The sequence below is a fragment of the Rhizobium sp. Root483D2 genome (genome assembly GCF_001426685.1).
Lineage (GTDB): Bacteria > Pseudomonadota > Alphaproteobacteria > Rhizobiales > Rhizobiaceae > Pararhizobium > Pararhizobium qamdonense.
The window spans coordinates 155,784-169,997 of sequence record NZ_LMFB01000005.1; the positions used below are offsets into that span (position 1 = coordinate 155,784).

Consider the following 14,214-nt stretch of genomic DNA (forward strand, 5'->3'; position numbering starts at 1 on the left):
TCACTGCGACAGGCCGAACGACTTGATGCCCTTGGCGAGGATCTCGATACCGTCGATCGTGCGGATCGTCGGGTTCATCGATTGCGCGTCCATTTCAACGAAGCGCTTGTTCTTCACGGCATCGAGCTGGCTGGTGACCGGGTCCTTCTCCAGGAAATCGATCTTCACGGCCGGATCGTCGGCGGCATAGCGGCGGCGGTCCATGGTGGCGATGACAATGACGGAGGGGTTGGCCTCGGCAATCGTTTCCCAGCCGACCAGCGGCCATTCCTCTTCGGTGGTCACCACATTCTGGGCGCCCAGCGTTTTCAGGATATAGGCAGGCGCGCTGTTCTTGCCGGCGATAAAGGCATCGCCCTGCACTTCCTTGCTGGAAAACCAGAAGACCACCGGCAGCGCACCCGGCTTGGCGGCGCCGATCGAGGCAACAGCGTCGGCTTCGCGCTTCTTCAACTCTGAAATCAGGGCGTCGCCGCGATCCTGGATGTCAAAAATCTGCGAAAGCTCGCCGATCTCCTGGTAGATCAGGTCCATGGTGAAGAGTTCGCGGCGAACGCCGTCGCCGCCATCGGTATTGATCTTGGCCACGCAATCGGCCGGCGAGACATAGGTGTTGATGCCGAGGCCGGAAAACTGCTCGCGTTTGCCAACCGAACCCTGCGCGCCGACATGCCACTCGAATTCGGCGGCGACCAGATCGGGCTCGGCGCCAACGACGGATTCAAAGCTCGGGTCGTTATCGGCCAGCCGCTTGATGCCGTTTTTGGTTTCGGCAAAGGCCGGCAGAACCGGACCGACCCAGACGGCAGTGCCCGCAATCTTGTCGGCGAGACCCAGCGAAAACAAGATTTCGGTCATGCCCTGGCCGATCGAGACGACCTTCTGCGGAGCCTTGTCGAAGCGCACGGTCTGGCCGCAATTGGTGATGTCGAGCGGATAGGTGGTGGGCGTTGCGGCAACTGGTGCGGCCAAGGCGATGACAGCGATGGCTGCAGCCGGCAGCGGCGCCAGAACACGCGACAGAGGAAGAATGCGGGTGATAAACATTTGAACCTTCTTGAAAACGGAATTCCAGTCCGGGCGCCAGGGTGCCCGTGGAATTAAAAGGGGGAACGGCAGCTTTTGCTGTGCAAAAGCGCGCGCAGGCTCTTAGCCGCCCGCTTAGGGACGGCGACAGAATTCCGTTGCGAAGGAAACGGCGCGAAAACGCCGGGTGCGGCGGTCGAAATCAAACATGATGGCTCCTGTTCCGGGCAACCCCGCCCGGGAAGTTGGATGTTTCTTTCGACGGCAGGTCTCCTGGCTCACGGATATCTGTCTCTCGCCTGCCTTCCCGAAAGCCTCGAGGGCTTGCAGTGGCTTGGCGCTTCTTAAAAAAGCGCCGGATGGCGATCGGCAATCCGCTTACAGTTGCGGGGGCAGCCACGGTCTTGGTCCCTGTTGGGTCTTCCGCACCGTGTTCCCTATTAATCCCCTCGAAGTCATCCATCGGGGAACCGTCAGATGTCACTTAGTCCAGCGGCAGTGGCGGCGTCAAGACGAGAGCGCCGCCCCTCCCCGTTTACGGCATCAGCTGGCCGCCATTCACCTCGATGATCTGGCCGGTGACGTAGCCGGACAGCACAGGCGACGCCAGAAACAGATAGGCGCCCACACATTCGTCCGGCGTGCCGACCCGGCCCTGCGGAACGGTCTTGCGCTGGGCGTCCAGCATTTCCGGGCTGGTATAGCGGTCGTGGAAAGGCGTGGCGATCACGCCGGGTGCGACCGCATTGACGCGAATATCGTCGGCGGCAAACTCCTTGGCGTGGCCGCGGGTGATGGTCGAGACGAAGCCCTTGGACGCCGCATAGAGAATGGCGCCGTTGCCGCCACCATTGCGGGCGGCAATCGAGGTCGTGTTGATGATGAAGCCACCCTGTTTCTTCAGAAAAGGATGCGCGGCGCGGGTCGCCGCCAGCACGGATCGGGCATTGAGGTCCATGACACGCTCGTAATGCGCATCGCTCATTTCGGCCGTCGTGACGCGTCCGAGCATGCCGCCGGCATTGTTGATCAATCCATCGAGACGGCCGAAATGGGCGGCAGCCTCCTCAACGACGCGTTCCGTGACACCATCGGCAGACACATCGCCCTGCACCAGAACCGCCTTGCCGCCCTGGCCTTCCACTTCGACAAGCAGATTTTCCGCAGCCTGCCTGCTCTCATTGTAATGAATCGCCACGCTTGCGCCCTGTGCCGCAAAAGCGCGCACAAGGGCAGCGCCAATGCCGGTCGATGCGCCGGTGATCAAGATCGCCTTGCCGTCGAGGTCGCCGATACGCACCCCGTTCCATTGTCCCTGTGCCATCTCTCATCCTCGATTACAGTGAAAGGAAGCACGAAGAATAGCGTTCGAAACAGGATTGCCCAGTGCCGAGTGCGTGCGGGTTTGCAAGGGGGGGAAAGCAGCCCAGCGCGTCATCCCGCGATTGCCGGCGCATCACCGCCGGCAAGGAGAGACCGGAAAACTTGCATTGCCTCAAAAATCCCAGTCGTCATCTTCGGTCGCAACGGCCTTGCCGATGACATAGGACGAGCCGGAACCGGAGAAGAAGTCGTGGTTCTCGTCGGCATTCGGCGACAGTGCCGAGAGGATCGCCGGATTGACCTTGCAGGCCTCTGGCGGAAACAGAGCCTCATATCCGAGGTTCATCAGCGCCTTGTTGGCGTTGTAGTGCAGGAATTTCTTGACGTCCTCGGTCAGCCCGACGCCGTCATAAAGCGTTTCGGTATATTTCGCCTCATTGTCATAAAGCTCGAACAGAAGTTCGTAGGCGAAGTCCTTGATCTCCTGCTGCTTTGGCGCGCTCAACCGCTCCAGTCCCTTCTGGAACTTGTAGCCGATGTAATAGCCATGCACCGCCTCGTCGCGGATGATCAGGCGGATCATGTCGGCGGTATTGGTGAGCTTTGCCCGGCTCGACCAGAACATCGGCAGGTAAAAACCGGAATAGAACAGGAAGCTCTCGAGAAAGACGCTTGCGACCTTGCGTTTCAGCGGATCGGGATTGCGATAATGTTCAAGGATCAGCGCCGATTTGCGCTGCAGATGCTCGTTTTCCTCCGACCAGCGATAGGCATCATCGACATCGGGGGTCGAGCAGAGCGTCGAGAAGATCGACGAATAGGAGCGGGCATGCACCGCTTCCATGAAGGAAATGTTGGAATAGACGGCTTCCTCATGCTGCGTGATCGCATCCTCCATCAGTTTCGGCGCGCCGATGCTGGTCTGGATCGTGTCGAGCAGCGTCAGCCCGGTGAAGACCCGGATCGTCAGCTGCTGCTCTTCCGGCCGCAGTGTCACCCAGGATGGAATATCGTTGGACAGCGGCACCTTCTCCGGCAGCCAGAAATTCCCGGTCAGCCGGTTCCAGACCTCCAGATCCTTGTCGTCCTCGATGCGGTTCCAGTTGATGGCACGCACGCGCGAAACTGGTTTGATGGCGATGTTCATGGGGTGTCCTCAAAGCTCAAAAATCGAAGAAAATGGCGACTGCGGAGCCGTCACCTCCCCCTTGAGGGGGAGGTCGCGCGGGACGCGCGGGTGGGGGTGACGGTCAGGGACGCGCAAAAGATCACCCCACCCCGTCGCTCCGCTCCGACCCTCCCCCTCAAGGGGAGGGTAGACCATCACAAACTGCACGACACGCAGCCTTGCACTTCCGTGCCGGACAAGGCCATCTGCCTGAGGCGGATGTAATAGATCGTCTTGATGCCCTTCTTCCAGGCATAAATCTGCGCCTTGTTGATATCGCGCGTCGTTGCCGTGTCGCGGAAGAACAGGGTCAGCGACAGGCCCTGATCGACATGCTGGGTCGCCGCCGCATAGGTATCGATGATCTTTTCAGGGCCGATCTCATAGGCGTCCTGGTAATAGTCGAGATTGTCGTTGGTCATGAACGGCGCCGGGTAATAGACGCGGCCGATCTTGCCCTCCTTGCGGATCTCGATCTTCGAGACGATCGGATGGATCGAGGAGGTCGAGTGGTTGATATAGGAGATCGATCCCGTCGGCGGGACAGCCTGGAGGTTCTGGTTATGGAGGCCGGTCGCCATAACGGCGGACTTCAGCGCCAGCCAATCGTCCTGCGTCGGGATGTGAATACCTGCGGTCTTAAACAGTTCGAGCACGCGCGCGGTCGCCGGCACCCATTCCTGTCCGGTATATTTGTCGAAATACTCGCCGGATGCGTATTTCGAATTCTCAAAGCCCTTGAAGCTCGATCCACGCTCGACGGCGATCCGGTTCGATGCGCGGATGGCATGGTAGGTCACCGTGTAGAAATACATATTGGTGAAATCGACGCCCTCGTCGGAACCATAGTGGATGCGTTCGCGGGCGAGATAGCCATGCAGGTTCATCTGGCCAAGGCCGATCGCGTGGCTGTCATCATTGCCCTTCTCGATCGAGGGCACCGACGAGATATGGCTCATGTCGGAAACGGCCGTCAGCGCCCGGATCGAGGTTTCGATCGTCTTGCCGAAATCGGAACTGTCCATTGCGGCTGCGATGTTCAGCGAGCCGAGATTGCAGGAAATGTCCTTACCCATATGCTTGTAGGACAGGTCTTCATTATAGTCGCTGGCCTCGCTCACCTGCAGGATTTCCGAGCAGAGATTGCTCATGGTAATGCGGCCGGCAATCGGGTTTGCCCGGTTCACCGTGTCTTCGAACATGATGTAGGGATAGCCGCTCTCGAACTGGATTTCGGCCAGCACCTGGAAGAATTCGCGCGCCTTGATCTTCCTCTTGGAAATCCGGGCATCATCCGCCATCTCGCGGTATTTCTCCGTCACCGAAATTTCGGTGAACGGCACGCCGTAGACGCGCTCCACGTCATAAGGCGAAAACAGGTACATATCCTCGTTGTTCTTCGCCAGTTCGAAGGTGATATCGGGCACGACGACGCCGAGCGACAGCGTCTTGATGCGGATCTTCTCGTCGGCATTTTCGCGTTTCGTATCGAGGAAGCGCATGATGTCGGGATGATGGGCGTTCAGATAGACGGCCCCTGCCCCCTGGCGTGCGCCAAGCTGGTTGGCATAGGAAAAGCTGTCTTCGAGGAGCTTCATCACCGGAATGATACCGGACGACTGGTTCTCGATCTGCTTGATCGGCGCACCTGCCTCGCGGATATTGGTGAGCGACAGGGCGACGCCGCCGCCGCGCTTCGACAGCTGCAGCGCCGAATTGATGCCGCGGGCAATCGATTCCATATTGTCCTCGACGCGCAAGAGGAAGCACGAAACGAGCTCGCCGCGCTGCTTCTTGCCGGCATTGAGGAAGGTCGGCGTCGCAGGCTGGAAGCGGCCGGAAATGATCTCGTCGACCATGTCGCGGGCTGTTGCTTCATTGCCCTGTGCCAGCGCCAGCGCCACCATGCAGATGCGGTCTTCGTACCGCTCGAGATAGCGTTTTCCATCAAAGGTTTTCAGCGTGTAGCTGGTGTAATATTTGAAGGCGCCGAGAAAGGTCGGGAAGCGGAACTTCTTGGCATAGGCGTGATCGTAGAGGTCGCGCACGAAGTTGAACGAATACTGGTCGAGAACCTCGCGCTCGTAATAGCCCTCTGTCACCAGGTAATCGAGCTTTTCGCGCAAGTTATGGAAGAACACGGTGTTCTGGTTGACGTGCTGCAGGAAATATTGCTTGGCGGCCAGCCGGTCCTTGTCGAGCTGGATCTTTCCTTCATCGTCATAAAGGTTCAGCATCGCGTTCAGCGCGTGGTAATCAATCGCGGTTTCCGTCGCCTTCAAGGGGCGTTCGCCAGCGGAATGAGCCAAAGTGTTGAGCGGTTTTGCGCTCCGCGTCAAAGTCTCTGAGACGTCCAAAATCGTTCCAATCCATTGATGACATTGGCGACGTCCTCGTCCGTACCCAGAAGCTCGAACCTGTAGAGGTACGGCACCCGGCATTTTTCCGAGATGACATTGCCCGCGAGACCGAATGTCTCGCCGAAATTGCTGTTGCCGGCGGCGATCACGCCCCGGATGAGGGACCGGTTGTCCGCATCGTTGAGAAAGCGGATCACCTGCTTTGGAACCGCGCCCTTGCCGTCATCGCCGCAATAGGTCGGCAGGATGAGAACAAAGGGTTCGCGCACATCCGGCGTTTCCACGCCGTTGCTGACGGGAATGCGGACGGATTTCAAATTCAGCTTGGCGACGAAGCGATGGGTGTTTTCCGATAGGCTGGAATAATAGACGATCAGGCCCATCGCTTGTCCATTCGTGTTCAGGCCACGCTCAGGCCGGACTCAAGAAAGCGCGCTGATCTTGTCCGGCCGGAATCCGGCCCAATGGTCCTGCCCCGCGATCACCACCGGCACCTGCTGGTAACCGAGGCCGATCACCTTCGCGAAGGCGTCCTCGTCCTTGGAAATGTCGACGACCTGATAGTCGATGCCTTCGCGATCGAGCGCGCGATAGGTCGCGGTGCACTGGACGCAGGAAGGCTTGCTGTAAACGGTGATATCCATGATGGTCCTCGTGGGTCTTGTGATCGTGGGTCTGTGATGTTGCTGACACGCGAAAGGCTCCGAGCCGCTGCACGCGGGTCCGATCGCTGTTGTTCATTTCCGATATTTGCGAGGGGTTAGGCCTGCGCCGCCGATCGCGATTCCGCGTCTGTTGGTCTGCGAATTCGATTGACTGACATGCCTTCACCCCGAAGCCTTGTTTGGCGGGCATCGGACGAACGCGAGCACAAAGCGGACTCATTCCGCCACATATCACGCGACCTTCCGGGCACCCCGCCCGTGGACGTTTTCGCTCAATGGCAGGTCTCCTGGCTTGCGGGTCGTTGCGTCCATTCCGCCTTCCCGAAGCCTGATGCTTCAGTGACTTGAAATGAAACAGACGCTCGCCGCTGACAGTTGCGGGGGCAGCTCCGGCTTTGCCGGAGCTTGAAAGCCCTGGCGCACCGTATTCCCTCTTAGCCTCTTCACCCTTCGATTCGGAGGACCGTTGAACACTAGATATAGTATACGACGGGAAAATGACGTCAATGTGTAGAGGCCGGATTCAGGGTCTGCAGCACATTATTTTTGCTGCGTTGTGGATAATGGGGAGTTAATGCGGCACATGGCAATCGGCTGTGGATAGCGTGGCCACCACCAGCGACAACCATTCCCGTTTCCGCTAGGAGCCACGCGCTTCACGCACCGGCCGCCCGTCCGGACCGACAGAAACCATGACGAACTCCCCGCGCGCCGTCAGCTGCCTGCGGCCATCCAGCAATGTCTCCGACCAGAGCTCGACGGCGACGGTCACAGAACTCCTGCCAGTCCGGACAATCCCTGCAACCACGTCGATGATCGAGCCCACGGGGATCGGATGCCTGAAGTCGATTCGGCGCGACGAGGCAAGCACGGTGACCATGCGGCTGTGTCTCGACGCAACCACGAAGGCGGCCTTGGTCATGGCCGCCAGGGCATCGCCGCCAAACATCTTGCCAAAGCTGTTGACCTGATCGGCAAAGACGATATCGGTCATTCTGAGGCGGTCACCCGCAGGCTCCGGCATGTCGGCGGAAATGGCCGGCAAGCGCCAGTCCGCATCGCCGCCCTCCGGCATGGCCACCATGGCAAAGGATCCGCGCGTGCACAGGTGCCGCTCGCCGCCAATCAGATCCTCGGCAATCATCTCCACGTCGACGGCAAGCGACCGGCGGCCGGCGCGAACCGGGCGGGCCACCAGCTCGACCAATTGTCCGATACGCGCCGGCGCGCGAAAATCGATGCGGTCGCAGGAGGCTGTCACAAACGGGACCCGCCCATGCCGTGTCGCGGCGATGAAGGCGATGCGGTCCATCAGCGCAAACCCGGCGCCGCCAAACAGCGTCCCGTGGTGATTGGTATCGCCGGGAAAGACGAGATCGATGAGGCGGGACTGCGCCGGGAAATCTCCCGGCGCGGTCTGTTGTCTTGCGGCTTGCGTCATGAATTGACCGCGCGGCCCCGCTCCAGGCTGGCACGCAGCCGGATGGCTGCGGCAACCATGTTGACCAGCGCCGGCTTGACCTCTTCCCATTTGCGCGTCTTCAGGCCGCAATCCGGATTGACCCAGATCTGTCCCGCAACCAGCCCCTCGCTCGCCTTGTCCAGAAGCTCGACCATTTCCTTGACAGCGGGTACCCGCGGCGAGTGGATATCGTAGACGCCCGGCCCGATTTCGTTCGGGTAGCCACGGCCGGTGAAGGCCGACAGAAGTTCCATCTTCGACCGCGACGTCTCGATGGAAATCACGTCGGCATCCATGGCGGCGATCGCCGGCATGATGTCGTTGAACTCCGAGTAGCACATATGCGTATGGATCTGCGTCTCGTCGGAAACGCCGGTCGAGCAAAGGTGGAAGCTTTCGACCGCCCAGTCGAGATAGGCTTTCCAGTCCACTCGCCGCAGCGGCAGGCCTTCGCGCAAGGCCGCCTCGTCGATCTGGATCATCGCCGCGCCCGCCTCGGCGAGATCATGGACCTCGTCGCGAATGGCCAGCGCAATCTGCTTGCAGACGGTGCTGCGCGGAAGATCGTCGCGGACGAACGACCAGTTGAGGATCGTCACCGGTCCGGTCAGCATGCCCTTGACGGTCTTTGCCGTCAGCGACTGCGCATATTTCCACCAGGCAACGGTCATCGGGTTCGGACGCGAGACATCGCCATAGATGATCGGCGGGCGGACATAGCGCGAGCCGTAGCTCTGCACCCAGGCATGCTGAGTGAAGGCAAAGCCGGAAAGCTGTTCGCCGAAATACTGCACCATGTCATTGCGCTCGAATTCGCCATGCACCAGAACGTCGAGGCCGATCTCCTCCTGCCAGCGGATCGCCTGCGCGGTCTCGTGCTCAAGAAACGCCTGGTAATCGACATAGGAAAGCTCGCCCTTTGCATGTTTCGAGCGGGCCTTGCGCACCTCCGCCGTCTGCGGGAACGAACCGATCGTCGTCGTCGGAAACAGCGGCAAGCGCAATCGCTGCTGCTGCAACCTCTGACGTTTTGCAAATGGCGACGTGCGCTTCAGCATCGTGGCATCGACCTGCTTCAACCGGCCTGCGACCAGGGGATCATGCACTTTCACCGATGTCAGGCGCGCACTGGCCGCTGCGATCGATGTGGCAAAGACCGTCTCCGCCTGCGCGCTACCGGCATCGAATGCCTTTGCCAGCAAGGCCAGTTCATCGAGCTTCTGGTTGGCGAAGGCAAGCCAGGACGTGAGTTCCGGATCGAGAGCCGTTTCAAGTGTCAGATCGACCGGCACATGCAAAAGCGACGAGGACGGTGCCAATTGCACCTTGCCATGCCCATGCGCTTCGATCAGCGGCTGGATGCGCTTGAACAGCCCGGCAAGATCGGTACGCCAGACATTGCGTCCGTCGATGACCCCCAGCGACAGGACGAGATCCGCCGGCGCCTTGTCGATCAGCACGGCGGCCTGCTGCGGCGCCCGCACCAGATCGACATGCAGGCCCGCGACCTTGAGTTTGAGCGCCGTCTCCAGATTGTCACCGATTGCGCCGAAATAGGTTGCGAGCATGATCTTCAAACCGGGCGCATCGGTGCGGAGCGTCTCGTAAGCATGAGCGAACGCGGCACGTTCCGCCTCCGAGAGATCAAGAACCAGGCAAGGCTCGTCGATCTGCACCCAATCTGCACCCGCTTGCAAAAGCTCTGCCAGGACCTGTCCATAGACCGGCAGCAATTTGTCGAGCAGGCTGAGCGGCGAAACGCCATCCTGCGCCGCCTTGCCGAGTTTGAGGAATGTCAGCGGCCCGAGAAGAACCGGGCGGGTGTGCACACCTAATGCCTTTGCCTCGCGAAACGCGTCGAGCGGCCGGTTGGCCGTCAGCTCGAACGTTTGACCGGCTGAGAATTCCGGCACCATGTAGTGATAGTTGGTGTCGAACCATTTGGTCATCTCAAGGGCTGGTACGCCCTGCCCGTGCTCAGCATGACCGCAGCCTGCGTGGCCGCCGCCTTGGCTGCCGCGCGCCATCGCAAAATAGGTTTCGAGATCGACCGGACCACCTTTCCAGCCATAGGCGGCAGGGATGGCGCCGACCATGACGGCGGTGTCGAGAACATGGTCATACAGCGAGAAATCATTGGAGGGGATGGTGGCGATCCCCTTGTCTTTCTGGAGTGCCCAGTTTTTGGCACGCAGATTCCTTGCGGTCGCAAGCAGGCCGTCTGCGGACGACTTGCCGGCCCAATAGCTCTCCAGCGCAAACTTCAGTTCGCGCCTGGCCCCGATCCTGGGAAATCCCAGATTTGCTGTGGTGATGGTCATTTTCCTTACCCCGATTGTTAAGGGCAAGGGACAAAGTGGACGCATTGCGTATCGAACGATGAACACAGGTCCCCGTTGCGCAAAGCGGCACACCGGGACACCCCGCCCGTGGACGTTATCTATCGCGGCAGGTCTCCTGGCTTGCGGGTCATCGTCGCTGTCCGGTCTTCCCAGGGCATTTGCGTCCCAGTGACATTCGGTAGACAGAAACTCGCCGCTTACAGTTGCGGGGGCAGCTCCGGCATGGACACCTTGCGGCATCGCACCGGATTCCCTCTTAGCTCCGGATGCGAACTCCGGAGAACCACGATGTATCCAACATGCGGCAAACGGCACACTCAGTCAAGAGACATAAAGGAATGCTTATGTCTTTAAGCAATGACGGGTTCTAGTTGCCCGCTCAAAACGCAAAAGGCCCGGAGACATCTCCAGGCCTTTGCCACTCAGCCTGTGACAGTCAGGCACTTATTCGGCAGCGGCAATCGCCCGGCGGCGGCCGATGGTTGCCTGCGTCAGCAGCAGCGCTCCGACGGCACAAAGCGCAATGCCCAGGGCCATCGGCACGGCCGTGCCGTCGAAGAATACCGAAACGATCACCATGGCGACGGCGGCCGTGACGAAATGCAACGTTCCCATCAGCGACGATGCCGTGCCGGCGATCTCGCCATGCTCTTCCAGCGCCAGAACCGCGCTGGTCGGGATGACCAGGCCGAGAAAGCCGTAGCCGACGAACAGGAATGCAGCCATGACCGGAAGCTGGTTGAACCCGAGGCTCATGACGATGGCCATGGCCGCCATGGTCAGCGCAAAGGCCGTCACCGCGATCCGCATCACCCGCACGAGCCCGAAGCGCTCGCCAAACCAGCCGGTTGCCTGCGATACCGCAAAGAACGACACGGCATTGATCGAAAAGGCAAAGCTGTATTGCGTCGGCGTTAGCCCGTAATAATCGATCAGCACGAAGGGCGAATTGGCGAGATAGACGAGGAAGCTGGAAATGCCGAGGCCACCGATGAAGGTCAGCGTCAGAAAATTCTTGTCCCTAAGCAACACACCGTAAGCGGACATGGCGCTACGCAGGCCGCTTTCGGCACGGTGTTCCCTCGGTCGGGTTTCCCGCAACTGTGTCGCGAGCAGAACAAGGCCGATCAAGGCGGCAATCGTCACGGCCCAGAACACGCCGCGCCAGCCATAGAACTCGATGACGGCGCTGCCGGTCAGCGGCGCAAGGATCGGCGAGATGCTGAATACCAGCATCAACAGCGACATCAGCCGGGCAGCCTGTACGCCGGTGTGCATGTCACGGACGATGGCGCGCGGAATGACCATGCCGGCCGCGCCGCCGATCCCTTGCAGGAAGCGGAAGGCGATCAGCGTTTCGATATCGCTTGCCAGCGCGCAGCCGATGCTGGCGAGCGCGAAAATGCCGATGCCGATATAGAGCGGCGCCTTGCGGCCCCACATGTCCGACAGCGGACCATAGATCAGCTGCGCCAGCGCAAAGGAGATGAAGAATGCAAGCAGGCTGAGCTGCACCACCTGATTTTCAGCGCCAAGGTCCTGCCCGATCGAGGGCAATGCCGGCAGATACATGTCGATGGCGAAGGGGCCGATGGCGGACAGGAGGCCGAGGATGAGGGCAGTCCGGAAGAAGGAGGACGTCATGGGATCATCTTTCAGAAAACGGCAGCACAAACCCGGATCAGTCTTGCGCTGCGTTGCTCTCACGAGGGTTCAATGGATCGTTGCCAGCGTTTCGCGCGGCGCTTGGGAGGACGTCTGCGCCTTGGCAGCTCGTGTCAATATAATTGGACACAGCTGTAAAATTAGACACCATTGTCTAAAACGTCAAGAGGCATTATCTTAAACCCATGAAAGCCAATCGCGACACTGTTTCGAAGATGTCCGTGCATAGCCAGCGCGGCCAATGCGCCAAGCGCAAGTCCATTCTGGACGCCGCTGCAGAAGTGTTTTGCCGCCAGGGCTTTACCGGCGCCAGCATCGACGAGATCGCCGCCGAAGCCTGCGTCTCGCGCCAGACCGTCTACAATCACTACCGGGAAAAGGAAAACCTGTTCACCGCCGTAGTCGAGGACGTCATGGACCGGGCAAACGCCATGCTGTTCACGACCCTTTCGACCTTTCCCGAAAAGACGGACAATCTGAAGGACGATCTTGCGGCCTTTGCCGTACGCCTCAGCCGCAGCTGTATCTGCAACCAGGATGGAAAATTCCTGCGCAAGCTGGTTCAGTCGGAGGGCGAGCGCTATCCGCATCTATTCGAAAGCTGGCGCCAGCACGGCCCCGGCAAGATCGGCACGGCACTCGCCGCGCTCTTTGCCCGCCTCGCCCATAAAGGCCTCTTGCAGATCGACGACTTCGACGTCGCCGCCCGCCAGTTTCTGGCGCTTGTGAATGCCGACCTGCAGATGAGAACCCTGTTCGGCGCGACGCCGAGCGAAGCCGAACTGGAAAGTGCAGCCCGCAACGCGGTATGCACCTTCATGCGGGCCTATGGCGCCCCAGACATTAGCAAGCTCGAACCTGCCGCAATCAACGCCGCATCCCGCTGACGCGGAGGTGCTTGTAGCCCCTGCTATTACAGGCCATCGGGCGCAGTTATTGTAGCTCTTCCCGAAACGCCACCGTTTCCGCCGGCGGCAGCGACATACGGCTATCGGGGGCATCGGCGCCAAACAGCGCATTGTGGAGATGGCTGAGCCCGATCGCCGCAGCCCCGATGATTGCCGCACGCGGACCGAGCTGGCTTGCCTCGATATCGACGGGATAGGGAAAGCAGGCCGGCAGGAATTTGCGAATGCGCTCGATCAATTCCGGGCGCAAGCCGATCGACCCTCCCATGATGACCTTTTCCGGATTGGCAATCGCCGCAATGGCGCTGATGCCGCGCGCCAGATATCTCGCCGTCTCATCCAGCGTCGCCGCAGCATGGGTATCACCACGCGCTGCCCGCTCAAAGATTTCGCGAACATCCGCCGTCTCACCGGATGCCGCCGCATAATGCTCCATGATACCGATCGAGGCGGCGACCCGTTCGAAGGCGCCCGTTCGCAGCGATTCCGGATCGAAGGGATCCGCGCCAAACGGCAGGAACCCCAGTTCGCCGGCGGCATTCATCGCCCCGCGTACCAGCTGTCCGCCGACCATCAGCCCGCCGCCGATCCCCGTACCGACGGCGATAAAGGCGAGATTGTCGATGCCCTGCCCTTGCCCCAGCCAGTTTTCCCCGAGCACCGCCAGATTGACGTCGTTTTCCAGGATGACGTCAATCCCCAGCGCCTTCTCGAAAGCCGCTGCCACGTTCATCGTGTCGAAATCGGCAATGTTCGGCGCCAGCAGGATGCGGCCGGTCCTGGCGTCCGGTGCGCCCGGCGCGCCGATCACGGCCATGCGGATGCGTTCGCGCGGGATGTTCAGATGGCTTGCCGCCTTGCCGCAGAGATCAGCGATCTGATCGACGACAAACTGGCCGCCGCGCCGGTCGGTCGCCACGACCTCCTCGGCGAACACCTGACAGGCGAGATCGGCAATGGCGAGCCGGATCTTGGTGCCGCCAAGATCAACCGCCGCAATATAGGCCGCATCCGGCACCAGTTCATAGGTCACGGCCGTGCGTCCGACATGGCCGCTGGTGCGCCCCGTCTCGCGCACCCAGTCGTCCAGCTCCAGCTGCCGCACGATCTCCGAAATCGTCTGCTTGGAAAGCCCCGTCTGCTTGGCAATCGACGCACGCGAGATCGGCCCGTTCTGGATGATGGCCTCCATCACGGCCCTTTGGGAAAACTTCCGGGAGATACGCAAAGTTTCGCTCACGGCCACCTCCATTAATTCGTTCGGTGACCGAACTATTGAGGTGAGCGGACTGTGA

Annotated in this window: 11 protein-coding genes and 3 riboswitches; of the genes, 1 reads left to right on the plus strand and 10 read right to left on the minus strand. The window is 60.4% G+C overall.

What is annotated here, in order from left to right; genetic code table 11:
• The 9 genes from ASD32_RS04230 to ASD32_RS04270 form a co-directional block, all read right to left on the minus strand.
• Entirely contained in the window at positions 1 to 1,047 is a 1,047-nt protein-coding gene (locus ASD32_RS04230) for an ABC transporter substrate-binding protein (RefSeq protein WP_082546635.1), read from the minus strand.
• A gap of 224 nt (positions 1,048 to 1,271) precedes the next feature.
• A riboswitch (cobalamin riboswitch) is annotated at positions 1,272 to 1,516 on the minus strand.
• Positions 1,517 to 1,561: 45 nt separating this feature from the next.
• Entirely contained in the window at positions 1,562 to 2,350 is a 789-nt protein-coding gene (locus tag ASD32_RS04235) for an SDR family oxidoreductase (RefSeq protein WP_060636648.1), read from the minus strand.
• A 171-nt stretch (positions 2,351 to 2,521) separates the two neighbouring features.
• On the minus strand, positions 2,522 to 3,496 hold the full coding sequence (gene nrdF / locus ASD32_RS04240; RefSeq protein WP_060636649.1) for a class 1b ribonucleoside-diphosphate reductase subunit beta: 975 nt from the start codon (positions 3,494 to 3,496) through the stop codon (positions 2,522 to 2,524).
• A gap of 176 nt (positions 3,497 to 3,672) precedes the next feature.
• Positions 3,673 to 5,874, minus strand: coding sequence for a class 1b ribonucleoside-diphosphate reductase subunit alpha (gene nrdE / locus ASD32_RS04245; protein ID WP_060636650.1), 2,202 nt, complete (start codon positions 5,872 to 5,874; stop codon positions 3,673 to 3,675).
• Positions 5,853 to 6,260 carry a class Ib ribonucleoside-diphosphate reductase assembly flavoprotein NrdI gene (gene nrdI, locus ASD32_RS04250; protein WP_060636651.1) on the minus strand — a complete coding sequence of 136 codons (408 nt, stop codon included), beginning with the start codon at positions 6,258 to 6,260 and terminating at the stop codon, positions 5,853 to 5,855. The genes nrdE and nrdI overlap by 22 nt, the downstream gene beginning before the upstream one ends.
• Positions 6,261 to 6,299: 39 nt before the next feature.
• Positions 6,300 to 6,521, minus strand: a complete 222-nt coding sequence (gene nrdH / locus ASD32_RS04255) for a glutaredoxin-like protein NrdH (protein ID WP_060636652.1) — start codon at positions 6,519 to 6,521, stop codon at positions 6,300 to 6,302.
• 280 nt (positions 6,522 to 6,801) lie between these two features.
• A riboswitch (cobalamin riboswitch) is annotated at positions 6,802 to 7,025 on the minus strand.
• A 157-nt stretch (positions 7,026 to 7,182) separates the two neighbouring features.
• A complete protein-coding gene (locus tag ASD32_RS04260) occupies positions 7,183 to 7,983 on the minus strand; it encodes an acyl-CoA thioesterase (protein ID WP_060636653.1) in 801 nt (266 codons plus the stop codon).
• Positions 7,980 to 10,325 carry a 5-methyltetrahydropteroyltriglutamate--homocysteine S-methyltransferase gene (gene metE / locus ASD32_RS04265; protein WP_060636654.1) on the minus strand — a complete coding sequence of 782 codons (2,346 nt, stop codon included), beginning with the start codon at positions 10,323 to 10,325 and terminating at the stop codon, positions 7,980 to 7,982. Before metE ends, ASD32_RS04260 begins: the two co-directional genes overlap by 4 nt.
• A 108-nt stretch (positions 10,326 to 10,433) precedes the next feature.
• A riboswitch (cobalamin riboswitch) is annotated at positions 10,434 to 10,649 on the minus strand.
• A 141-nt stretch (positions 10,650 to 10,790) separates the two neighbouring features.
• Complete coding sequence (locus ASD32_RS04270) at positions 10,791 to 11,990, minus strand: multidrug effflux MFS transporter (RefSeq protein ID WP_060636655.1); 1,200 nt, start codon at positions 11,988 to 11,990, stop codon at positions 10,791 to 10,793.
• Positions 11,991 to 12,226: 236 nt separating this feature from the next.
• On the opposite strand from ASD32_RS04270, the gene ASD32_RS04275 reads away from it, so the two are divergent.
• Complete coding sequence (locus ASD32_RS04275; RefSeq protein ID WP_082546645.1) at positions 12,227 to 12,898, plus strand: TetR/AcrR family transcriptional regulator; 672 nt, start codon at positions 12,227 to 12,229, stop codon at positions 12,896 to 12,898.
• A 46-nt stretch (positions 12,899 to 12,944) separates the two neighbouring features.
• Here ASD32_RS04275 and ASD32_RS04280 read toward each other — a convergent pair whose 3' ends face one another.
• Complete coding sequence (locus ASD32_RS04280; RefSeq protein WP_244490097.1) at positions 12,945 to 14,159, minus strand: ROK family transcriptional regulator; 1,215 nt, start codon at positions 14,157 to 14,159, stop codon at positions 12,945 to 12,947.
• Positions 14,160 to 14,214: the final 55 nt, after the last annotated feature.